A 22,632-nucleotide genomic window follows, 5' to 3' on the forward strand; every position below is an offset into this window, starting at 1 on the left:
AGGTGTTACTCTCAACAGAAGAATGAATACAAAACAGTGGGCTAAAGCGACCCCCCCAGAGGTTTTCTTTAATTTTTTGTGACAACAAAAAAATCACCAGCCGTCAAAGGCTGGTGATTCTCGATACAGGTTAAAAAGGAAGACTGAGCGTTCAGCAGGTTTGGGTAATCGCTGAGGTTCTAAGGGCGTGTAACTATCCATCAACCGCTTATTCGGTGATCCGCCAGCAGTTTCCCCTGACCGAGCGCAGCCTGTTCATGCTCAGCCTCGCGATAAGGTTCGGCCAGTGCCTGCCGGTACCACAACTGCATTCCAGCTTGCTGCAGCAAAAAGCACGCATAGGTTGCAGCAGGCTCTGAAAGCGGCAAACCATAACTCTGACAACGAAACACCACAGGAGCAAAAAACGCATCCACGGCACTGAATGCGGAACCGGCCAGATAAGGGCCTCCGAACCAGCTTATCCCCTGCAGCCATAACTCAGAAATTCGCTGTAAGTCGGTCAGCACAGCGGCAGGTAAAGGCGTTTTATCGAAACGGCCAGCCGCATGGAAAGGGCAATACCCGCGCAAAGCGCTAAAACCTGAATGCATCTCCGCACTGGCCGAACGTGCCCAGCTGCGTGCTTTGGCATCAGCAGGCCAGACCCCCGGATGCCGCTCAGCCAGGTATTCAACAATAGCCAGCGAATCCCACACCACCCAGCCGTCGTCATGCAAACAAGGAACTTTGGCATTGGGCGCAAAACCTTTAAACAGTCCGGCATTGTCATTGCTCCGGAACAGCACCTGCTGCTCTTCAAAGGCAATGCCCAGTTCCGTCAGCAGCAACCAGGGCCGCAACGACCAGGACGAGTAATTTTTATTGGCAATAAATAGCTGATACATAAAGGTTCCTCTGTTGATCACTTCAGTGTAACGCCACTGTGCCACCGCAACAGAAGTAAACAAGCCAGCTTCGGCAAGAAACCAGCCTATCCACAACCACTGGTCCGATTTGACAGGGATGCCGTTATAGGTAACCTTTTAGTTACTTATGGAGCCCCTATGAATGAACAACAACTGGATCTGGTGTTTCTGGCGCTGGCCAACAGCAGCAGACGATTGCTGCTCGACCTGATTGCCGCCAGACCAGGCTGTACCCTCAGCCAATTGCAGGCCGAATTCAGCATCAGCCGTATTGGCCTGATGAAGCATCTGCAGGTGCTGCTGGATGCCGGTCTGGTGATGGCACAAAAACAAGGCCGGGAACGGCCACTGTATTTTAACCCTGTGCCTTTGCAGCAAATCCATCAGCGCTGGGGCGACCAATACCGGGATTTCTGGGCCAGCCAGCTGCTGCGGTTAAAAGCAGCAGTGGAACAGCCTGACCACACTACAACAGAACTGACTAAGGACCTGTTATGACCGAAACCAGCCGACTGGTGTCCAAAATTACGATCAACGGCAGTCTCGAAGCCATCTGGCGCGAGCTGACCAAAAACGACGAACCCCAGGCTGCGGTATTTAATGCCTGGTTACATGCCCAGGCGCTGGTGCCCGGTGCCAGCTTGCAGATGCGAACCGCAGACGGGCGCAATGTGCTGGTGATTGGCAAGGTGATGGCGTATGAACCGCCGTACCGTTTTGTTCACAGCTTTCGCTTTACCCAGTACGACGACCCGGAATGTGTTGTCTGCTACGAGCTGAAACAGCTGGAGCAAGGGGTGGAAGTGTCGCTGATTGTCGAGAACCTGCCAGTGGGCACCCGCACCGCCAAAGATATGGCCGGGGGCAGTCAGTTGATCCTGAACACCTTAAAGGCGGTGGTCGAAACCGGCAAACCGGCCTTTGGTACCCGCGTGATGTATTTCCTGTTCAGCAAACTGGGGTTTGTGTTACCCGCCAAAACCCGCGCTGAACACTGGCCTTTATAAGGAATAGAAGCATGACCGACGTGACAGCCGCCGAACAAAGCCAATGGCGTAACCTGGAACAAAGCACCGGCAAATCTCAGGCAGAGTGGCTGACTCTTGCCAATCAACAGAGCTTCAGCAAACACAGTGAAGTGGTGAACTGGCTGAAAAGCGAATTTGGCATAGGCCATGGCTACGCCAATCTGGTGGCGCACAGGGCCAAAGAAGCCGCCGCGGGCGGTCCTGCCTTAGAAGAAGATTTAGTGGCCGCTCAATACGCCGGTGCTAAAGCCGCCCTGAAGCCCTGGTATGACGAGCTGTTGCAGTATCTGCACAGCCTGGGCAGCGACATTGAAATCAGCCCGAAAAAAACTTATGTCAGCATCAGGCGCAACAAACAATTTGCGTTAATTCAGCCCTCCACCGCCAGCCGGCTGGACATAGGCCTGAATTTAAAAGGGGTAGAGCCACAGGGACTGCTGGAAGCGTCCGGCAGCTTTAGCGCCATGTGCAGCCATCGCATCCGGGTCAGTCAGGCGACCGATCTGAACGATGAACTGAAACACTGGCTAAAAGAAGCTTACTTAAAAGGTTAAAGGAGAGATTCGCATGGAATTAGGTGCATTTTCCGTCAGCTTAACGGTGAAGGATATTGAGGCGTCAAAGCAGTTTTACCAGAAACTGGGGTTTAGTGTCTTTGCCGGTGACCAAAGCCAGAACTGGTTAATCTTAAAAAATGGCGACACAGTACTGGGGTTGTTTCAGGGCATGTTTGAGAAAAACATCCTGACCTTTAACCCAGGCTGGAACCAGAATGCCGAACCTCTGACTGAGTTTACTGATATCCGGCAAATTCAGCAGCACCTGCTGGCACAAGGCATTCAGTTGCAGAAAAGCGCAGATGAAACCAGTTCAGGCCCAGCCCATATAGTGCTGGAAGACCCGGACGGGAATCAGATAATGCTGGACCAGCACCGCTAAGTTGCAGCCAGCAACGCTGTCTGATGCAGGTGGCCCTGTTCTTTTTTGGCTAATTTGAGTGAAGGTCTCCGGCCCTGTTTTCGCTAAAAATTGCCAGGGGCTATTCTCACGACACGCTATTCACAGAGTTGGCGCAGCAAGCTGCGCCATTACTGCAGCCCTTAGTGACGCACTATGCTCATTTCACTCAGCAGGTTATCGGCACCGTCCACATACTGCATCATCCACAGCATAAAGCGGATATCGACGTGAATAGCGCGGGTGATTTCCGGGTTGAAGTACCAGTCTTTGGTAATGGACTCATAAGTGGAATCAAAGTTTAATCCCACCAGTTCACCGCGGGCATTCATCACCGCAGAGCCTGAGTTGCCGCCCGTGGTGTCAGCGCTGGACAGGAAGTTCACCGGCACTGAGTTAAACGCCGTTTTCTTTGGCTCCGGGCAGCTAAAAATACCGCAGTACCAGGGGCTTTTTGTCTGCGCCGCTAAATCGGCATAAAAATAGCCATCGGTTTTGCCTTGGGTGTAAGCATCCACCAGCGCCTGCGGCACATGAAACGGATACGCCGCCTGACGTTTGGCTATCATACCTTTAACTGAGGTAAAGGGTGTTTTGTAAACACCATCTTTGGCCGGGTAGCCATCCACTGTGCCGTAAGTAATACGCAGCGTGCTGTTGGCGTCCGGGTACACCGGCTTACCCTGCTCTTTGTTGTAGGCAATAATGGCCTGCATATAAGCCGGGCGCACCACAGCAATCTGGCCTTTCAGGGTTTTGTCCTGCAGTTCCAGCGCTTTGTTTTTGCCGGCAATAGCCACAGCCAGACGAATAAAGGCATCGTCGCTTTGCTCGAAGGCCGCAGCTTTTTGCCCTAACCAGGCCAGCCGTCCTTCGGTCGTGGCCAGTTGGCTTTGTGCATACAGCTTTTGCAGCAAGGGTTTGATTTGCGCCTGCGTCATACCAGCGGTTAAACCCAAGGCCTGGTCCAGTTCAGCCACCCGCACCGCATCCGGCTGTGCCGCGTAGTCAGCCAGTTGCTCCGACCAAAGCTCAATATCCATGGCCTCGGCATAACTTTTTTCCAGCCGCGCCAGACGGGCTTTAATCATCGGCAAGTCGCGGTCCTGGTAACCCATTTCGCGTTCTGCATCGGGTTTCTGCTGCTCTTGCGCCAGACGGTACAAGGTGCTGGCAGCTGTTAATAAATCGCTGCGTTTGGCATTTTCAAAATAATAAGTCTGTTGGGTAAAGGCCTGCTCGGCATCCACCACTTTGGCAAGCTCTGCCATGGCCTGTTGGTAAGGCGCACGGGATGGGTCCGCCTGGATCCACTGGTTCAGCTGCTGTTCGCGCTCCAGCTTAATGGCGTGAATGTCGGTCACTTGAAAGCCGTCCAGCAAGCCCTGCAGTTTTTTCATACGGTTGTTATGGCTTTTTACCACTGAGGCGTATTTTACTTTCAGTTCAGCATCGGCGGCACCTAAACGGTCGATGCTGTTGATCATTTGCTGATAAGTTTTCACCATGGCCGGGTATTGCCAGTCGGCGGCAAAAGCAATTTCATCCGCCAGACGGTAACGGCTGGTCTGGCCTGGATAACCGGCCAATAAGATGCCGTCCCCTTCCCGTACCCCATTGGCATTTACTTTTAAGAAGCTCTTCGGCTGGTAAGGCACGTTCTCTTCAGCATAAGGCGCAGGTTTGCCGTCTTTGCCGACATAACCACGCAGGAAGGTGTAATCGCCGGTGTGGCGCGGGTATTCGAAGTTATCGATGTCGCCACCAAAATTGCCAACTGCTTCACTGGGTGCATACACCAGACGCACGTCCTGCAGCATCAGCTGTTTAATCTGAAAATACTGCATGCCATGGTGGAAACTGACCACTGAGCAGCGGTAGTTCGGGTCTGTTTCGCAGTCTTTAATCAGGTTCTTGCGCGCCGTTTCAATGGCTTCATAACGGGCAGCGCCGGTCAGACCGCTCAGGCTTGCTGTGACTTTGTCCGTCACATCCAGCACCTCTTCAGTAATATACAAACGCTCCTGCGGCCCGGCTGGCAGTTCTTCTTTTAAATTTTTCGCCAGAAAACCTTTTTCAATCAGGTTGTTGTCTTTGGTCGAGTTATTCTGAATGGCGTTGTAACCACAGTGGTGGTTGGTGACGACCAGGCCCTGCCCTGACACAAAAGACGCTGAGCAATAACCCAGGCTGACAATGGCATTCATCGGATACTGGCTTAAATCGGCCAGTTGTTTACCCGGAATTTCAATACCGGCTTTGCTGAGTTCTGTTTGCAATTCAGCCAACTGATGCGGTTGCCACTGGCCTTCATCGGCATAGGCAGATGAAGCCAAAACAGCAGCCAGGGCTGCAGTAAGTACTCTGTATTTCATAAGGACCTGTGATTGTATTTGTTGTGGTGCGCCGATTATCCACGCTTTGCCGTCCAGCGCAACCGCAAGGGGGTAAAGCGCATGGCACAGAAGATAATTTTACTCAGCGTAATTTACCCAATCAGATCAACATGCTAACAATAGGCGTCGTTCAAGGAGTGACCATGGTTGATCTGAGCAATTTCGTTGAAAAATTCCGTCTGTTGCACCTGGCACAGCGCTTCTATGTACTGGCGACCCTGAGCCTGCTGCTCTACCTGCTGAGCATGGCCAAAGCCAGCCTGCTGCTCCAGCTGTTTGCCGTGTTGTTGCTCGCCGCCACCGCGATAGAAATGTGGCAACGTTTTGCGCATTGGTGGCATAGCCTGCTGGGCAAAGCACTGATCCTGGTGTTTTATGCCATAGTGCTGAACTTCTCTTTTGCTTATGCCGAATCCATGGTGAATTCTGTGCTGGGTATCCGGCCTGATGTGGTGCCTTATACGGTCAACCTGGCCGCTTTATTGCTGGCCCCAGCCTGGGCCCTGATTGGCAGTATGCTGGTACTGCAGCTCTATACCACTTTGCATGTCAGTAAAGTCATGCTGTTGCTGATGCTACGCCCCTTTGGCTTGCGGGCCCGGCATATTTTGCCGGACGAGCCTTACCCTGGCTGGACCCTCTGTGCCCGCATTTTTTACCTGCCGGTGGTCAGCATGTTTTTGCTGATGGCGCTGGCCAGCTATTTCAGCGGTAAACCGGAAGAATTGTTCAGTGACGACAACACTGTGCTGGAAATGAACACGGACCAGCAGAGCGCAAAAACAGCCATAGCTCAGAGGCAGGAAATCAATGTGCTGGGCGACGAAGGCCCGCTCTTACCAACCATGTTGTGGCTGAATAAAACGCTGGCGACGTTCAATTACCAGATAGAAAGCTTAAGTGCATCCAGTTGCGCGCTGACAGCCCCCACCCATCTGGTGCATATCAATGACTTTGAAGTGCTGCGGATCACCCCGGATCCAAAGGCTGAGCTGGGCTACAGGTATGAAGTCGCGCTCTGCCAGTCACCGGCTTTTGGTCACAACAAATCCAATCCGAAAACCGCAGAATTGCCATAAAAAAAGCCAGCATCGCTGGCTTTTTCGTTAAAGGGGGGAATTCCTTAATGGCCCTGGGCCAGTTTAATCTGCCGGTTCAGTACCGGGGTGAGTACAAACATCAGTGCACCACAGGCCACACCTATCCAGCCTAAGGTGGCAAACACATCGGCATAAATACCCAGCGCCGCTTCTGTGCTGGTTCCGGCTGGCATCGACGCCAGAGTGCCAAAACGGCCAGCCAGCATTTCACCAAAGGCGGAGGCCAGGAACCAGACGCCCATCATCAGGCTGACCACCCGTGGCACCGATAAGCTGGTCACCGCAGACAAACCAATGGGAGACAGCGCCATTTCACCAATTTCCAGTACCAGATAAGCCAGAATAAACCACCAGAACCAGGCCAGGCCGTTCGCTTCCGGGTTCAGCGCGGCATACTGCAGAATAAAGTGGGCTAAACCTGCAAACAACAAACCAAAACCAAACTTGGCTGAAGCAGACGGGTTCCAGCCTTTACGGTCCAGCACAGGCCAGAGCCAGGCAAAAGGAATAGCCAAAGCGAAAATAAACAAAGCACCAACTGCGGTCAGCTGCGACGCATTGGGCGTAAACTCGGCCAGGCCCAAATTAAAGGTGTAGCTGTTCATCACCCGGTCGGAAAACGCCAGCCAGGTGCCATAGGTTTGTTCGTACAGGCCCCAGAACACCGCAGAGATCGCAATCAGCACCATCAACACCACCATATTGGCGCGTTCCACCCGGTTGCACTGCACAAAAATAAACTTAAACCACCAGACCAACAAACCGATACTCATCGCAATAGCCACTACTTCAGTGGCGGTAATTTCAGTGCCTTCGGCCAGCCCCAACAGAGCAGCCAAAGCGCCAAAATCAAAACGGGTTTGCAGAATTTGTTGCACCAGCACCACACCGGCCACAGCACCCAGATAAATCAGCCATTCCCGTTTCAGGCCAAAACGTTTTTCCTGCAGCAAATGCGGCTGGGCCGGTTCGGCCTGACCATGCAAATGCTGACTGTTCAGCACAAAAACCGCCAGCCCCAGCAATAAACCAATACCGGCTGAGCCAAAACCATATTCCCAGCCGTATTCAATGCCCACCCAGCCCACAAACAAACTGGAGATAAAAGCCCCCAGGTTAATGCCCATATAAAAAATGGTGAAAGCCGAATCACGGCGCGGGTCATCCTCTGCGTATAAACGGCCCACTATGGTCGAAATATTGGGTTTTAAAAAGCCGACGCCCACCGCCACCAGCGCCAGTGATAAATACATCACCTGCACGGCCACCTGATCAAACCCCATGTCAGGTGTAGCAGCATAACCCCGATAGGCCATGCCCAGCATACCCACGGCCATCAGAGCGCCACCAAAAGTCACGGCTTTGCGCATCCCCAGGTATTTGTCAGCCAGCAGCCCCCCGACCACAGGCAACGCATAGGCCAGACCAGCGTAAGTACCGAGCAGAATATAGCCGTCGTTATCGGAAAATAAATGGTGTTTGGTCAGATAGAGAAACAGCAGCGCTTTGAGGCCATAAAAGGCAAAACGCTCCCACATTTCGGTGAAAAAACAGATATAGAGCCCTAATGGGTGCCCAAACAGCTCACGCTGCCCGGCCAGATGTGTGGTTGTCATACAGTTCCGCTTTGTGTTGATCTTGTTATGTTGAAGTCTGTCTGTGCAGACCAGGTCCCGTATTAAACCCAATGCCCTGACCCGCAGCAAATAAATTTACCCTGTTGTTTTGCGGATCCAGTGGTCAAAACCACCAGCTATTAGTAAAAACCATCATTACGCACCGGCTCAATAACAAGACAAGTCATTGATTTAATTAAAATTAACAGTATGGCATTAAAGTTGATACCTTTTTAACAGAGACAAAAAAAGGAGAACTTTATGAGCCTGCTGCGACTGATTTTTAACCTGCTGTGGTTTGTGATGGGTGGTTTTGTGATGGGGCTGGCCTGGTGGCTGGTTGGCCTGCTGTGTTTTATCAGTATTGTGTTTATCCCCTTTGGCCGTGCCTGTTTTGTGATTGGTGAAATGGCGTTCTGGCCCTTTGGCAATGAGCATGTCAACCGGGAGCGGCTAAACCGGGTGGCTGATATTGGCACTGGCCCGCTGGGCCTGGTGGGCAATGTGATCTGGCTGGTGTTTGCCGGTTTCTGGCTGGCGCTGGGGCACCTGGTTCATGCCGTGGCCTGTTTTGTCAGTATTGTCGGCATCCCTTTTGGCCTGGCCCACTTAAAACTGGCCACCCTGACGCTGATGCCGATTGGCCGTACTGTGGTCAATAAAGCGTATTAGGCTGAACGTGTTTACCGCTGGCGCAGGTCTTCTTCGCATGCCATTTTAGTGGTAATACGGAGAAGACCTTGTGTTTAAAATTTCCCTTTCGGTGCCGAACCAACCCTGTTTATCCTTGCTGATCACCGCCTGTGTCAGCCTGAGTTTTGGGTTATTGGCGTTGTCCGGTGCTGCCGGTGTGGACGGAGCCCTGAGTAAAGTGCTGGGGTTTTATCAGCTGAATACCGAAGCCAATCTGGCACTGCTGCGTCCATTGACGCTGTTGCTGTTCAGCCTGTTGGCACTGCTGCCCTGGCTGGCCTTTTTTAAGCCCGGCTACTCTGGGGTACTGGCGCTGCTTCTGCTGATCACGGCCCTGCCCCCTTTAGTTTCTTTGGCCGGTTCCATCCATTGGATCGACAGTCTGGGAGGTTTTCCGGCTATTGGTTCAGGTCAGGGTATTATCAAATACGCCGCCTTAGTGGCGTTGGCCGGCTACTGGTTGCGCCCTTTCCACCAGTGGCAACACTGGCTGAACTATGCCCCTGTGGCACTGGTGTTGTTGTGGATAGGCGGCATGAAATTTACCGCTATTGAAGCGCAGGGTATTGAAGATCTGGTGCAAAGTTCGCCGCTGCTCAACTGGTTGTATCTGCTGTTTGACGTGCAGACCACGTCCAACCTGATTGGTGTTTATGATCTGGTGGCCCTGAGCTTATTGGGCATAGGCCTGAAATACAAACCGCTATTCTGGCCCGGCTGGCTGATGTGTCTGGCCGTCTTTCTGACCACACAGAGTTTTTTAGTCACTTTTGCCGGCGCATTTTCCGGGCCTGCAGTACTGACAGGTTCCGGGCAGTTTTTGATTAAAGACTTGTGGTTTATGGCCAATCTGCTGGTGTTGCTGCGCTGGCAGCTGCATCAGTCCGCCCGCCCGGCCTGAGCCTGTTGCCAGGCCTGTTGCTGGGCACGGTAATAGTCCCAGACACAAGGGCAGCAGCTGCCACTGCCACAACAGTCGCTGCTGTCCGGTGGCACCGGCTCTTCATCCGGCACTTTGACTTTAATCTCACCAATCTGAACGTACTGGTTCATGCAAAAACCTCTGGGCAAAAACGGCGCAGAGTGTAGCATAAGCGCCAGCAAAACTTGAAAACCCACTCCGATGAATGAAAAACAGCAACGCATTTGGCAAACCGTTTTACAGATTCCAGCCGGAAAAATTGCCAGTTATGGTCAGATAGCCGACTTAGCCGGCTTGCCTGGCCGGGCCCGACTGGTGGGGAAAGTGTTGGGGCAAGCCCCCGATACCATGCAATTGCCCTGGTACAGAGTGATGCGCAGTGGTGGCCAACTGGCCTTTGCCGCAGGCACACCCCATGCACTGACGCAGCAACAGCTGCTGTTGGCCGAAGGGGTTGTTGTCCGCAACGGCCGGGTGGCGAAAGAGTTCTGGTGGCAACCCGATTTAGCTGAATTGTTGTTTAAGCTGCAGTACTAATGGAAAGCTTTGGAGCGTAACAACCAGCGCAGCGGCAACTGCGATGCCAGCATGCCCAGCAGCATCAGGCCACAGCCCAGCAGTGCCCGGCCACCCAGTTCTTCCCCCAATAACAACACGCCGCCTATGGCCGCAAACACAGTTTCCAGGCTGAGGATAATGGCGGCATGGGCCGGGTGCGCATGTTTTTGCGCCAGTACCTGCAGCGTATAGGCAATGCCGACAGACACCACACCTGAAAATAATAAGGGCTGCCAGGCCGCCACCGCCTGAGCTGGGGTGGGCGTTTCGATACTCAGCGCAACAATGGCGCTCAGCAGGCCACAGACCACAAACTGCAGGCAAGCCAACAAAATAGGCGGCACTTTTTTGGTGTAATGGTCAATACAGAGCAAATGCGCTGCCCAGAATAAAGCGCCAATCAGCTGCAACAAGTCGCCCAGGTTCACCGTAAAATTGTCGCCGACACTTAACAGGTACAAACCACTGATGGCAATCCCAGCCCCCAGCCAGGTATTGGCACTGGTGCGTTGTCCCAATAACAAACCAAGCACAGGCACCAGCACCATATAGAGGCCGGTAATAAAACCTGCATTGGCAGCACTGGTGTAGAGCAAGCCGACCTGCTGCAGCGACGCTGCAATAAAGAGTACAGCCCCCACTGGCAATGCGGCCCACAGCAGGGCTTTTTTATCGTACGCACCCAAGCGGCCGGTGTTTTTATACCAATAAATCAGTGGCAGCAGGCTCAAAGCACCAATCAAAAAACGCAGTGCATTAAAAGCATAAGGCTCCAGGTAATCCATGCCCAGGCGCTGAGCGACAAAGCCCAGGCCCCAAATAGCAGCGGCCAGTAATAACATCAGATTGGCTTGCATAGTCTTCCCTCGCCTTTATGCAACAGGTCGCTAATTTACTGAGCTTTTAGTGGCAAAACAATCGGCATAAAAACGCGGGTTAAAACGGCTGCACAGGCCCAGCACCAACAGGCTGACCAACGCCAGCAGCAGCCAGCTCAGGTGAAAACTCTGGGTCAGGTCGCGGATAAGGCCAGCAAACAATGGTGAAAACGCCGCCAGCGTATACCCCACCGCCTGCACAAAAGCGGTCAGGCTGGCCGCTTGTTGGGCCTCGGTGCGATGGTCCATCGCCACAATCAGCGACAAGGGAAACAAACCGCCAATACCCAGCCCCAATAAACCAGCCCAAAGCCAACCGGCCGCCGGCCAGAGCAGCAGACCGGCAAAACCGGCCAGCATCAGCAGCGCCAGTACCACAAGCACGGGGCGGCGGTCATAAAGCCGGCTCGCCAGCATAGGGCTGACAATACCGGACAGCACTTCCATGCTGATCATAAAGCCCAATAACAACCCGGCTTCAGGTTCAGACCAGCCCAACTCCACATAATAAGCCGGCAACCAGGCCAGCACACAGGTAAAAGCACAGGTGACCAGACCAAAAAACCAGGCCAGAGTCCAGCCGCGGCGGAACTTCCGGTAGCCCAGCGGGTTTTGCCCTGCAGTGGGAGCAGCCAGTTGACTCAGCGAGGGCTTGAGTAAGTACCAGGCCAGCAGCGCCAGTACAGACAACAGCCCCCAGCTTCCCAGCGCCAGACGCCAGCTTTGCAACACTTCCGCCAGATAAGCACTGACGGAGGCCGCCAGCGCGGCGCCGGCAATAATGGCCGAAATATACCAGCCCATCACCAAAGCGGCATGGCTGGCAAAACGTTGTTTGATCACTGCAGGCAGCACCGCCTGCACCATCGCAATGCCAAGGCCCGACAGCACAGCGGTCAGAATCAGATCCCAGACGCTGTAAGTCCAGAACCGGGCCAGCGTTGCCAGACCAATAGCGGCCGCCGCCCAGAAGATCAGCCGGTAAGGCCCCAGTTTTTGTGCAAAAAAATGGGCAGATAAAATACCCAGCCCCATCGCCAGCACCGGCAACATGGTCAGCAAAGACGCCAGACTAAAGCTAAAAGGCAGCTCCTGCTGAATAAAAGGCAACACAGGGCCAATGGCCGCCATCGACGGCCTTAAGGTCAGCGCCAATAAGATCAACGCCAGGATCAAGCCCAGCTGGGGCGCAGAGCGCAACGACGAATTCATACCACCTCCGGCAATAAGGGCGCGCACTGTACCACAATTTTGCAACAGACTGACGGCTGTGCAGATCCGGCTTGCGATCTGATTTGGATCTTTTATACTGTGTTTATATACAGCTATTTTTACCCTATTATGCACCCTTTATTGCAGCAGTTACAGAATAAACAATGGCTCTGGCAGGGGGGCCAGACTCAGGCTCCTTTTGCGCAGTTGTGTGCATCTGGCTGGCCGGCGCTGGATTTATGGTTAGGCGGCGGCTGGCCGCAACAAGGCACTGTGTTAATGCATAGTGCTACTGGGGTGGGTGAATTGCAGCTGCTTGGCCGCTTGCTGGCGCCAGGCGCCCGTCTGCTGGTCTGCATTAACCCGCCAGCTCAGCTGGGTGCCGAAGCCTGGCAAAGTCAGCCGCTGTCGCAACTGTGGCAGCTGCAGGCGGGCAAAAGCGCCGACGCGCTCTGGGCCGCCGAACAATGCCTGCACAGCGGCAGCTGTCACGCCGTGTTGCTGTGGCAGCAGCAACTGGAATTACGTCAGCATAAACGTCTGCAGCTGGCGGCACAGCAGGGCCAGAGCCTGCTGCTGGTCGTGCAGGTGCCACAGCAGGGGCAATCGCCTTTGGCGCTGCCCTGGGATTTAAGCCTGCAACTGCAGGCTGATGCCGATGCTTTGCAGCTGCAGATGCTCAGGCGTAAGGGGTTTGCCCGTCCGGATCCTTTCAGGTTAAGTTGGGCTGAACTCTTCCCACAATTTTTTCCGGCGTATCGCTCTTCACAACAGCAGCTGCAGCCGGACTCATTTCCTGTGGCCAGCTGATCATGGCTGAACTCTGGTGTTACCTGCACTTTCCCAACCTGCTGCTGGACTTCCGGTTGCAGCAGCCCCGGCATCCCGGTGCCCAACAGCTGCTGGACCCGGCTTTGCCCTGTGCTTTGGTGGATGATCAGCATCAGTTGCTGCAGCTTAATTCACTGGCGCGTCAGGCCGGTTTACAACCTGGCACAGGCCTGGCCAGTGCCGCCGCTTTGTGCCACCAGCTGCAACTGCAACCCTATGACGCCTTAGCCGAAACAGAGTTGCTGCAACAGCTGGCTTTGCAGCTCTATCAGCATTGTGCTGACCTAGCGCCCGATCCGCCGCGGGGGCTCTGGCTCAGGCCTGGTCCTATGCTGGCACTGTATCAGGGGTTTACCCCCTGGTGGCAGCAAATGCAGCAGACCCTGCCCTCCTTTGCCCGGCAATGTGGTTTTGCCACAGCGGGCAGTGCGCTGGCGGCCCGTTTATTGGCTCGCCAGGGTTATAACCAATGTTCAGCCCAACCGGAATACAGCTGGGCAGCCTTACGCCAGCTGCCACTGGCGGCCGCAGAGCTGCCGGAGCAACAGGCCGAACCGCTGCAGCGGCTGGGTCTGAAACACTTAGGTCAATTGCTGGATTTACCCAGGGCTGAACTGAGCCGGCGTTTTGGCCCGGCCTTGTTGCATTACCTGCAGCAACTGCAGGGGGAACAGCCCTTGCCACTGCAGCCTTTGCAGCGGCCGGATGAGTTTTCAGCCAGGCTGGAGCTTTGGTATGAAGTGTCAGACAGTGCTTTATTGCTGGCGCCCGCCCACCGCTTATTACGCCAGTTGCAACAGTTTCTGACCGAACGCGACGCGCTGGCTTACCAGCTGCAACTAAGCCTGACCGACCGGGAAAAACAGCAACAACCCCTGCTGTTAAATTCAGCCGCAGGCGAACAACAGGCGCTCGCCTGGCAACAGTTGCTGGCCCTGAAACTGGAAAAGGTGCAACTGAAAGCCCCGGTTATTCAGCTGGATTTAGCCCTGCAGCAGGCCGGCCCACGCTATGCCGACCAAAACACGTTGTTTGACCGGCACCAGGCCCGTTACAGCCCGGCCGCACTGCTGTCGTTGCTGCGCGCCCGGCTCGGCGAGCAGGCGGTGCAACAGCCGGTGCTGGCCAACCATTTAGTGCCGGAGCAAGCCAACCAGTTAAGCCAGGTGCAACAGCCGTCACCACAGTACCAATCCAGCCAGCTGCTCAAGCCAGTGCCAGCCGCCAGCAGCACGCCCAGCAGCTGGCGTCCGCGTTTATTGCACAGCACAGCGCAGCAGGTGCATCACCCTGCCAGGCAACTGATAGGGCCGGAGCGGCTCAGCTGCAGCTGGTGGCAGGCCCAAAGTGTGCACCGGGATTATTACGTGGCGCAGCTGGCGAGCGGCCAGTGGGCCTGGTGGTACCAGGATTTACGCCAGCCCAGCTGCTGGTATCAACAAGGCTGGTTCTGTTGATGGAGCAGTTGCCTTATGCCGAACTCTGCTGTCAGAGCCATTTTTCTTTTTTGCAGGCAGCGTCCAGCCCGGCCGAGCTGGTTGATCAGGCGGCGGCTTTGGGCTATCAGGCGCTGGCGATCACCGATGAGTGTTCAGTGGCCGGTATAGTCCGGGCTTACCACCGCATTACGCAGAAACACTACCGGCTAAAGCTGATTACCGGCAGCCTGATGCAATGGCCAGACGGCCTGCGTCTGGTGCTTTTGTGCCCGGACAAGGCCGCCTACAGCGAATTGTGCCGTCTGATCACGGCGGCCCGGCGGCGCAGTGAAAAAGGCCAGTACCAGCTGACCTTATGGGATTTTCAGCGGTTGCAGCATTGTTTGTTGTTGTGGTTGCCTTGTGGGGAAACAGAGCAGGATCTGCACTGGGCCCAGCTGCTGCGGCAGTACCACCCGGGGCGTGTCTGGCTGGGTGCCAGCCGGCAGTTAACCGCGGCCGATCAGTTTTTTTTACCTTATTGCCAGCAGCTGGCAAAGCAATCTGAACTGCCCTGCTGCGCCGTCGGCACTGTGCTGATGCATCAGAGCAGCCGTTTGCCGCTGCAACAGGTGCTGAACGCCATCCGGCTGCACCAGAGCCTGAGCCAGAGCGAACGCCAGCTGCAGGTCAATGCCGAACGCAGCATGCGCCCGCTGCACCGGCTGGCGCAGTTGTTTCCGGCTGAGCTTCTGCAGCAAAGTGCACTGCTGGCACAGCGCTGCACCTTTGATTTAAGCAGCATCCGTTACCAGTACCCCAGTGAGCTGGTGCCTGAGGGGCTGAAGCCTGACACCTATTTACGCCAGTTGGTAGAGCAAGGGGCGGCCTGGCGTTTCCCGGACGGGGTGCCGGCGGACGTGCAGGCGCTGATCGACAAAGAACTGCAACTGATTGCAGAACTGAAGTACCCTTATTATTTTCTGACCATTTACGATCTGGTGCGTTTTGCCCGCGAGCAGCATATCCTGTTTCAGGGCCGGGGCTCGGCGGCCAATTCAGTGGTCTGTTATTGCCTGGGCATTACCAGTGTCGACCCCACCCAAATTCAGGTCTTGTTTGAACGTTTTCTCTCCAAAGAGCGCGACGAACCACCCGACATCGACGTGGATTTTGAGCACGAACGCCGCGAAGAAGTGATCCAGTACATTTACCGTAAATACGGCCGGGAACGGGCGGCTTTGGCCGCCACTGTGATTTGTTACCGCTTTAAAAGCGCCTTTCGGGATGTCGCCAAAGCACTGGGGCTGATGGAGGCGCAGGTGGAGTTTTTTCTGAAAAACCTGCACCGGCGAGACAAACATCAGCCCTGGACAACCCAGCTGGCGCAGCTGGGGCTGGACCCGGGCTCCCGCCTTGCCGTGCTGTTGGTCGATTTAACCAGGCAGCTGATTGGCACCCCCCGGCATTTATCCCAGCATGTCGGCGGTTTTGTTATTACCGCCGGGCCTTTGTACGACCTGGTGCCGGTGGAAAATGCCGCCATGGCAGAACGCACTGTGATCCAGTGGGATAAAGACGATCTGGAAAGTATGAAACTGCTGAAGGTCGACGTGCTGGCGCTTGGCATGTTAACAGCCATTCGCAAAGCCTTTGATTTAGTACGCCAGCACCAGCAGCAGGACTTGTCGCTGGCCGCCATTACCCGCCAGGGTGACGACCCGGCTGTGTATCAGCAAATTCAGGCAGCCGACACAGTCGGCGTCTTTCAGATTGAATCACGCGCCCAGATGTCCATGCTGCCGCGTTTGCGGCCGCGCTGTTTTTATGATCTGGTGATCCAGATTGCCATAGTGCGGCCCGGTCCCATTCAGGGCGATATGGTGCATCCCTATTTAAAACGCCGCCATGGTGAAGAAGCCGTGGACTACCCTTCCCCTGCGGTTGAAGGGGTGCTGAGCCGTACTTTAGGGGTGCCGATTTTTCAGGAGCAGGTGATTAAAATTGCCATGGTGGCGGCCGGTTTTACCGGCGGCGAAGCCGACCAATTGCGCCGCGCTATGGCCAGCTGGAAAAAAACCGGTGAGCTGCTGCAGTTTAAACACAAACTGATCGACGGCATGCAAAAACGCGGTTATCCGCTGGAGTTTGCCGAACGGATTTACCAGCAAATTTGTGGTTTTGGCGAATACGGTTTTCCCGAATCCCACTCCGCCAGCTTTGCCGTGCTGGCTTATGCATCGGCCTGGCTGAAGCATTATTACCCGGCTGCTTTTTACACTGCCCTGCTGAACAGTCAGCCGATGGGCTTTTATGCGCCCAGCCAGTTGGTGCAGGATGCCAGGCGGCATGGGCTTGTGGTTCTGCCGGTCTGCATCAATCACTCGCTTTGGGATCATCAGATGGTGCAACAGGGCAGCAAATGGGCGATCCGGCTGGGGCTGCGGCTGGTCAAAGGCCTGAGCCGGCAGGCGGCACTGCAGCTGGCGCAACAACGCCCGGTGGCCGGTTTTCGCAGCCTGGCCGAAGTGCAGGCCTGCATACTGAGCAGCAGCGACCTGGCCGCGTTGGCCAGTGCCAATGCATTGCAGCAGCTCAGCGGCAGTCGCTTTGCCAGCCGCTGGCAATTGCTGGATAACGAAAACCGCCTGCCGCTGCTGCACAACCTGCCTTACCAGACCCAAACCGAACTGCCTCTGGCTGAACCGTTACAGGACGTACTGGAAGATTACCAAAGCACAGGCCTGACACTGCGCCAGCACCCGGTGTTACTGCTGCGTCAGCAACAGCTGCTGGGGCCCTTTACTCTGGCCTCTGAGCTTGGCGGCTTGCCGCATAAAAGCCTGGTGACAGTGATTGGGCTGGTCAGCTCCCGCCAAATGCCGGGCACCGCCAGTGGTGTTACTTTTATCACGCTGGAAGATGGCACTGGCAATATAAATCTGCTGGTCTGGTCGGCCACAGCTTCGGCACAGCGCCAGCCGTATCTGAAAGCCAAATTGCTGAAAGTGCAGGGTATACTGGAAAAACAAGGCGAAGTCATTCATCTGATCGCCGGCAAACTGACCGACCTGACCGCTTTGCTTGGGCCTATCCGCAGTTACTCCAGGGAGTTTCATTAATGAGCCGCCGCACCAAACCAACCAAGCCTTACCGGGTGAAAAAAGCCGGCATTAAAGATGAAAACATCGACCGGCAGATTTTGGTGTTACACCAGGCCATAGCCGAAAAGCTATTGCGCCAGCCCGAACTGCTGCCTCAGGTGCAGCACAAGCTGGCCGAGCGGCTGGAACAAGGGCAAATAAGCTATGGAGCCTATATACCCAAGTAACTTCAAGATGCAGAATTCAGCCGGAGCAGTTTGTGCGGGGGATCACTGAAGACCGCCGTTATCTGCGTAAACTGCGCCGGGTCACCCCCTTCAGCGGCCTGCTGAACGAACAGGAAAGGCAACAGGTGCTGCAGGCCGAGGCCTCGGCACGCTGAGCCAGGTGCTGACAGGCCTGTAATTCAGCCGCACTATTGGTTATGCTGGGGACTGCGTCGTACCTCTGAGGTATCACTGACCCGGCAGCCAACCCCAACTGCCAGCGGAGTTTATTGGATGTCACACCCGCCATCGTTACGCCACCGTCTGGCGCAACAACTGGACCCCCAGCTGTACCCCCACCAGGGCTTATCGCTGATCAACCTGCTGATCGCCTGGGTGATCCTGTTTGGTATTGTGCTGGCCATACTGCAAACCGAACCCAGTATCCGGCAGGGCCATGAGCGCTGGTTCCGGCTGACTGAACTGGCGCTGGCTTCGATCTTTTTACTGGAATACCTGGCCAGAGCCTGGACCTGCGTTGAGAATGACGCCTACGCCCAGCGCTGGCGTTATCTGTTGTCATTTTTTGCGCTCGCCGATCTGCTGGCCATTGTGGTGGCATTTTCCGTGTATTTTGGCCATGGAGGTGTGCTGCTCAGGCTGTTACTGCTGATCCGCATTTTACGGCTGGCCCGGCTCGGGCGTTTTTCCACGGCACTGGACTGCATTGCCCAGGCCATTCGCAGCCGGGCTTATGAGCTGTTGATCAGCGCCATCTTTGCATTACTTATTCTGCTGATCTCCTCTACCCTGCTGTATCTGGTCGAAGGCCAGCTGCAACCCGAAGCTTTTGGCTCCATCCCAAGGGCAGCCTGGTGGGCAGTCGCCACCCTGACCACTGTAGGTTATGGCGACGTGTACCCTGTCACCGTGCTGGGCCGGGTGTTGGCTGGTTTTACCGCTATCGCCGGTATTTGTATTATTGCCATTCCTACCGGCATTCTGGCGTCGGCCTTCAGTGATGCCTTGCAGGAAGCCAAACAGCGCCAGCACAGTTTACCCAAACGAACCGATCTGCCTCCCCGTTAAGCCAGCCTTAGCGGGCGGGAAGCAGCTCAAGCAATTGCAGCAGATCATCGACCACATAGTCGGCCTGCCCGGCAAAACGCCCATTGTCACCGTACCGGAATAAACAGCTGCGGGCACCGGCATTGGCGGCAGTTTGCAAATCAAACAGATAATCGCCGACATACAGCAGTTCAGATACCGGCAGTTGCAAGGCATCAGCAATTTGCCATAAACCATCTGGCTGAGGTTTGGCCGGCGCATCGTCACGGGTGACCACCAACTCAATCGGGATCTGCAACTGCTGACAACAAAGGGTGGTGGCACTGCGCATATTGCGGGTCAGAATAGCGCGGGGAAACTGCCGCTGGGCCAGTTGCTCTAACAGCTGCTGTGCACCTGGCATCCAGCCGGCTTGTTTCGCCCCTGCCAGCTCAAAGTCTTCGATAATACGCTGAGCCTGCTGCTGTTGTTGCGGACACTCCAGGCTATGCAGCTGTTCCAGGATAGGGGTGCCTTTGGGCCAGCCAAGACGCTGGCACAACAGCACAAAATCCAGCCTGGAATCGACCAGGGTGCCATCCAGGTCGAACACCAGGGCGGCTATTTTCGGCTCAGGAATGGGACTGCTCCTCGCTCAAATGTGCCATTTCGCCGCGGTGCAGCCTGTCGTGCACCTGATGGTCATGCATCAGATACTGCGGCATTAAAGAGCCCAGCAACATGCCGACCAAACTGGCGATTAACCCCGCCAGATGCGCCGGCACCAGCGGGTCTTCGCCCCCCAGCCAGATAATGGCCTGCCAGGTTATCACACCAAAGGCAATGGACAACAAAGCGCCCTGATTGGTGGCTTTACGCCAGTACACGCCAAAAGCCAGCGGAATAAAGGCGGCCACCAGGGTTACCTGATAAGCATTTTCCACCATACCAAAAATGGTCGATTCACTATTCAGCGCATAGGCCAGGGTGCAGAACCCAAACACCAGAGTGACCAGCTGCATCAGGCGCAGCAGTTGTTTGTCGGTCATTTTCGGCAGCATCGGCTTTAAAATGTTTTCAGCAAAAGACACCGAAGGCGCCAGCAGGGTGGCCGACGCACAGCCTTTAATGGCCGACAGCAAGGCACCGAAAAACACCACCTGGGCAAGCAGCGGCATATGCTGCATCACCAGGCTTGGCAGGATCAGCTGCGTATCGGATGCCATCATTTGTTTGACCATATCCGGGGCAATCAGTGTGGCGGCATAACCGATAAACAGCGGGATCATGGCAAACAGCAAATACAGCACACCACCGGTAATGGAGCCCCAGACGGCAATTTTTTCCGATTTGGCCGACTGCACACGCTGAAACACGTCCTGCTGCGGAATAGAGCCCAGCATCAGCGTGATGGCCGCCGCAATAAAGGCCAGCACTTCTTTTAAATCGGCTTCAGGCCAGAAACCCAGCTTACCGGCCGCGGCGGCATGGTCCACCACCACAGCCACACCACCGACCATGTCGGACACTTCGCCGCCTATGTACATCAGGCCCAACACAATCACCACCATCTGCACCAGATCAGTGATAGCGACGGCCCACATACCACCAAACAGGGTGTAAATCAGGATGCTGCCAAAACCAATCCACATGCCGGCGGTCTGGCTGATGGCACCATCAGACACCACATGAAACACCAGCCCAAGCGCCATCAGCTGCGCACCGACCCAGCCGAGGTAAGACATCACAATGGCCAGGGTGGTCATCACTTCCACCGGCCGGCCATAACGCCTTTTGTAGAAATCGCCTATGGTCAGCAGTTTCATCCGGTACAAAGGGGCCGCAAAAAAGATACCGACAAAAATCAGACAAAGGGCAGCGCCAAAGGGGTCTGCCACTATCGACCCCAGATTGCCATCAATAAAAGTGGCAGGAATACCCAGCACAGCCTCACTGCCAAACCAGGTGGCAAAGACTGTGGCCGTCACCATATAAAACGGCAAATGACGTCCGGCGACAGCAAAGTCTTTGGTGTTTTTCACCCGAAGCGCAGCCCACAACCCCAAAGCCACTGAAAATACCCAGTACGCAATCACCAGACTCAATAACATAACAGGCCTTATTCCTAGTTTTTTTGCGCTACTCTAGCGAACACTTATGCACAAATACAGCGGATTTATGCAGGCAAGGCTGAGTTTTTTTCAATCGCTGCCGGTCACCCAAACCGACGGCCAGGGGTACTGACTGAATTGCTGACAAAACCACTGCAATGCCTTGCCCTGACTCTGCTTTTGCCAGGCCAGATACAAAGGCGCATTGTCACGCGGAATGCTGGTGTTTTTAGCAATCAACTCCCCTCTGGCCAGTTGGGCCTGGATCAGGTGTTTGGGTAAAAAGCCCACGCCAAGCCCCTGCACCTGAGCCGCAATTTTGGCCTGCATACTGTCCACCCGCAGCACCCGGCGGGTGGTAAACAAACCCGAACTGCGTTTGGGGGCATCCAGCGCCGAATCGGCCACTACAATGGCCGTTTGCTGCGCCACATCCTCCAGCGTAATCTGCCGGTTCAGTTCCGCCAGCTCATGCAAAGGCGACAAGGCAAACACAAATTCGGCCTCCCCAATAGGGACCAGCTCATAACGGCCTTTAGGCATTTCCGCCGACACCCCTACAGCCAACTGCGCCTGCCCGGTTTCCAGTGCTTCCCAGCTGCCGCCCAATACTTCTTCGCGAATACGGACTTCGGTCATTTTACCGAGCTGCATAAACTGCTGCACCAGCGCCAGCACCGGTTCATAAGGCACTATGCTGTCTTTGGCCAGCACCAGCTGAGTCTCCCAACCGGTATCCACCTGCTTAATCGCATCCTGCAAACGACTGGCGGCCTGCAACAATTCCCTGCCCTGCTCCAGCAGCAGCTGCCCTGCGGGTGTCAGCTGGGCTTTCTGTTTGCTGCGGTCAAACAGCTGCACTTCTAAATCAGCTTCCAGCTTGGCGATGGTGTAACTCAATGCCGAAGGTACTTTGTATAAATGCTCAGCTGCTGCGGCAAAGCTGCCTTTGCGCGCTATCGCGTCCACAGCCCGCAAAGCGTCCAGCGTCAGAATGGGGTGATTGGCCATCAACTTTCCTTATTCAAATTTTTTGAACACCCAAGTGATTTTATTCCGCTTTTCGTGCAGGGTAAAGCCAACTAAAGTACATACATCCAAGCACGACAGGCAGTAATTAACGGCGTTTGGAACCAACCAAAGGTCAACTAATTGAAGGTGAGTGAAAATGAATAAAGCAACTTTACAGCAAATTTTTTCCAGCAATGCAGGTTTTGGCGCTCTGGCGTTACGGGTACCGGTTGGGGTGATCTTCGCCGCTCACGGTGCACAAAAATTGTTCGGCTGGTTTGGTGGGTACGGCCTGGAAGGCACAGGCGGCTGGATGGACAGCATAGGTTTAAGCCCAGGTGTACTGATGGCCTTTCTGGCTGGTGCCGCTGAGTTTTTTGGTGGTCTGGCGCTGATTTTAGGCCTGCTGACCCGCCCTGCCGCTGCAGCGCTGAGTGTTGCCATGCTGGTGGCCATTTTTGCGGTGCATATTCAGAACGGCTTGTTTATGAGCAATAACGGTTACGAATTTGGCCTGGCCTTACTGGCCGCCTCTGTCTCGCTGTTGTTCAGCGGTGCCGGCAAAGCCTCCATCGACAGCCTGATTGCCCGCAAGTTAAACCAGTAATTCTATCGACCGACAGCGGCCCTCAAGGG

At 55.0% G+C, this 22,632-nt stretch carries 24 protein-coding genes; 15 read left to right on the forward strand and 9 right to left on the reverse strand.

Annotated elements, in window-relative coordinates:
• Positions 1–200: 200 nt before the first annotated feature.
• Entirely contained in the window at positions 201–950 is a 750-nt protein-coding gene (locus WKJ04_RS00375; RefSeq protein WP_337878602.1) for a glutathione S-transferase family protein, read from the reverse strand.
• Positions 951–1,046: 96 nt separating this feature from the next.
• On the opposite strand from WKJ04_RS00375, the gene WKJ04_RS00380 reads away from it, so the two are divergent.
• Genes WKJ04_RS00380 through WKJ04_RS00395 form a run of 4 tightly spaced genes read left to right on the forward strand, consistent with a single transcriptional unit; the run spans position 1,047 to position 2,875 of the window.
• On the forward strand, positions 1,047–1,406 hold the full coding sequence (locus WKJ04_RS00380; RefSeq protein ID WP_337878603.1) for a helix-turn-helix transcriptional regulator: 360 nt from the start codon (positions 1,047–1,049) through the stop codon (positions 1,404–1,406).
• Positions 1,403–1,915, forward strand: coding sequence for an SRPBCC domain-containing protein (locus WKJ04_RS00385; protein ID WP_337878604.1), 513 nt, complete (start codon positions 1,403–1,405; stop codon positions 1,913–1,915). Before WKJ04_RS00380 ends, WKJ04_RS00385 begins: the two co-directional genes overlap by 4 nt.
• An 11-nt stretch (positions 1,916–1,926) precedes the next feature.
• A complete protein-coding gene (locus WKJ04_RS00390) occupies positions 1,927–2,490 on the forward strand; it encodes a DUF4287 domain-containing protein (protein ID WP_337878605.1) in 564 nt (187 codons plus the stop codon).
• Between the two features lie 13 nt (positions 2,491–2,503).
• The gene (locus tag WKJ04_RS00395; RefSeq protein WP_337878606.1) at positions 2,504–2,875 is read left to right on the forward strand and encodes a VOC family protein; all 372 of its coding nucleotides are present in this window, start codon (positions 2,504–2,506) and stop codon (positions 2,873–2,875) included.
• A 161-nt stretch (positions 2,876–3,036) separates the two neighbouring features.
• On the opposite strand, the gene WKJ04_RS00400 is transcribed toward WKJ04_RS00395, so the two are convergent.
• On the reverse strand, positions 3,037–5,268 hold the full coding sequence (locus WKJ04_RS00400) for a S46 family peptidase (protein WP_337878607.1): 2,232 nt from the start codon (positions 5,266–5,268) through the stop codon (positions 3,037–3,039).
• Between the two features lie 164 nt (positions 5,269–5,432).
• On the opposite strand from WKJ04_RS00400, the gene WKJ04_RS00405 reads away from it, so the two are divergent.
• Positions 5,433–6,368 (forward strand): hypothetical protein, encoded by a 936-nt coding sequence (locus WKJ04_RS00405; protein WP_337878608.1) that lies wholly within the window; start codon positions 5,433–5,435, stop codon positions 6,366–6,368.
• 44 nt (positions 6,369–6,412) lie between these two features.
• Here WKJ04_RS00405 and WKJ04_RS00410 read toward each other — a convergent pair whose 3' ends face one another.
• Positions 6,413–8,005, reverse strand: coding sequence for a peptide MFS transporter (locus tag WKJ04_RS00410; protein ID WP_337878609.1), 1,593 nt, complete (start codon positions 8,003–8,005; stop codon positions 6,413–6,415).
• 261 nt (positions 8,006–8,266) lie between these two features.
• Here WKJ04_RS00410 and WKJ04_RS00415 point away from each other — a divergent pair, with 261 nt between their 5' ends.
• A complete protein-coding gene (locus WKJ04_RS00415; RefSeq protein WP_337878610.1) occupies positions 8,267–8,677 on the forward strand; it encodes a YccF domain-containing protein in 411 nt (136 codons plus the stop codon).
• Between the two features lie 70 nt (positions 8,678–8,747).
• A complete protein-coding gene (locus tag WKJ04_RS00420; protein ID WP_337878611.1) occupies positions 8,748–9,599 on the forward strand; it encodes a DUF417 family protein in 852 nt (283 codons plus the stop codon).
• Here the strand turns inward: WKJ04_RS00420 and WKJ04_RS00425 are convergent.
• The gene (locus tag WKJ04_RS00425; RefSeq protein WP_337878612.1) at positions 9,578–9,751 is read right to left on the reverse strand and encodes an oxidoreductase-like domain-containing protein; all 174 of its coding nucleotides are present in this window, start codon (positions 9,749–9,751) and stop codon (positions 9,578–9,580) included. The genes WKJ04_RS00420 and WKJ04_RS00425 overlap by 22 nt on opposite strands.
• A gap of 70 nt (positions 9,752–9,821) precedes the next feature.
• Here WKJ04_RS00425 and WKJ04_RS00430 point away from each other — a divergent pair, with 70 nt between their 5' ends.
• The gene (locus tag WKJ04_RS00430) at positions 9,822–10,157 is read left to right on the forward strand and encodes an MGMT family protein (RefSeq protein WP_337840755.1); all 336 of its coding nucleotides are present in this window, start codon (positions 9,822–9,824) and stop codon (positions 10,155–10,157) included.
• Here WKJ04_RS00430 and WKJ04_RS00435 read toward each other — a convergent pair.
• On the reverse strand, positions 10,154–11,035 hold the full coding sequence (locus WKJ04_RS00435) for a DMT family transporter (RefSeq protein ID WP_337878613.1): 882 nt from the start codon (positions 11,033–11,035) through the stop codon (positions 10,154–10,156). The genes WKJ04_RS00430 and WKJ04_RS00435 overlap by 4 nt on opposite strands.
• A 30-nt stretch (positions 11,036–11,065) precedes the next feature.
• Positions 11,066–12,268, reverse strand: a complete 1,203-nt coding sequence (locus tag WKJ04_RS00440) for an MFS transporter (protein ID WP_337878614.1) — start codon at positions 12,266–12,268, stop codon at positions 11,066–11,068.
• 99 nt (positions 12,269–12,367) lie between these two features.
• Between WKJ04_RS00440 and WKJ04_RS00445 the strand changes: the two genes are divergently transcribed.
• The 6 genes from WKJ04_RS00445 (at position 12,368) to WKJ04_RS00470 (ending at position 18,916) form a co-directional block, all read left to right on the forward strand.
• Positions 12,368–13,078: a recombinase RecA gene (locus WKJ04_RS00445; RefSeq protein ID WP_337878615.1), complete on the forward strand. Its 711-nt coding sequence runs from the start codon at positions 12,368–12,370 to the stop codon at positions 13,076–13,078.
• Between the two features lie 2 nt (positions 13,079–13,080).
• Positions 13,081–14,556 carry a DNA polymerase Y family protein gene (locus WKJ04_RS00450; protein WP_337878616.1) on the forward strand — a complete coding sequence of 492 codons (1,476 nt, stop codon included), beginning with the start codon at positions 13,081–13,083 and terminating at the stop codon, positions 14,554–14,556.
• Positions 14,556–17,639: an error-prone DNA polymerase gene (locus tag WKJ04_RS00455; RefSeq protein WP_337878734.1), complete on the forward strand. Its 3,084-nt coding sequence runs from the start codon at positions 14,556–14,558 to the stop codon at positions 17,637–17,639. The genes WKJ04_RS00450 and WKJ04_RS00455 overlap by 1 nt, the downstream gene beginning before the upstream one ends.
• The gene (locus tag WKJ04_RS00460) at positions 17,639–17,848 is read left to right on the forward strand and encodes a hypothetical protein (RefSeq protein ID WP_337878617.1); all 210 of its coding nucleotides are present in this window, start codon (positions 17,639–17,641) and stop codon (positions 17,846–17,848) included. Before WKJ04_RS00455 ends, WKJ04_RS00460 begins: the two co-directional genes overlap by 1 nt.
• A gap of 32 nt (positions 17,849–17,880) precedes the next feature.
• A complete protein-coding gene (locus WKJ04_RS00465) occupies positions 17,881–18,003 on the forward strand; it encodes a hypothetical protein (RefSeq protein WP_337878618.1) in 123 nt (40 codons plus the stop codon).
• Between the two features lie 118 nt (positions 18,004–18,121).
• Positions 18,122–18,916: an ion transporter gene (locus WKJ04_RS00470; RefSeq protein ID WP_337878619.1), complete on the forward strand. Its 795-nt coding sequence runs from the start codon at positions 18,122–18,124 to the stop codon at positions 18,914–18,916.
• Positions 18,917–18,923: 7 nt separating this feature from the next.
• On the opposite strand, the gene WKJ04_RS00475 is transcribed toward WKJ04_RS00470, so the two are convergent.
• From WKJ04_RS00475 to WKJ04_RS00485, 3 genes are all read right to left on the reverse strand, one after another.
• Entirely contained in the window at positions 18,924–19,487 is a 564-nt protein-coding gene (locus tag WKJ04_RS00475) for an HAD-IA family hydrolase (RefSeq protein WP_337878620.1), read from the reverse strand.
• A gap of 19 nt (positions 19,488–19,506) precedes the next feature.
• Positions 19,507–20,985, reverse strand: a complete 1,479-nt coding sequence (locus tag WKJ04_RS00480) for a sodium:solute symporter family protein (protein ID WP_337878621.1) — start codon at positions 20,983–20,985, stop codon at positions 19,507–19,509.
• A gap of 90 nt (positions 20,986–21,075) precedes the next feature.
• Positions 21,076–21,996, reverse strand: a complete 921-nt coding sequence (locus WKJ04_RS00485) for a LysR family transcriptional regulator (RefSeq protein WP_337878622.1) — start codon at positions 21,994–21,996, stop codon at positions 21,076–21,078.
• A 157-nt stretch (positions 21,997–22,153) separates the two neighbouring features.
• On the opposite strand from WKJ04_RS00485, the gene WKJ04_RS00490 reads away from it, so the two are divergent.
• A complete protein-coding gene (locus WKJ04_RS00490) occupies positions 22,154–22,603 on the forward strand; it encodes a DoxX family protein (RefSeq protein ID WP_337878623.1) in 450 nt (149 codons plus the stop codon).
• Positions 22,604–22,632: the final 29 nt, after the last annotated feature.

Source organism: Rheinheimera sp., from assembly GCF_037442345.1.
GTDB lineage: Bacteria > Pseudomonadota > Gammaproteobacteria > Enterobacterales > Alteromonadaceae > Pararheinheimera.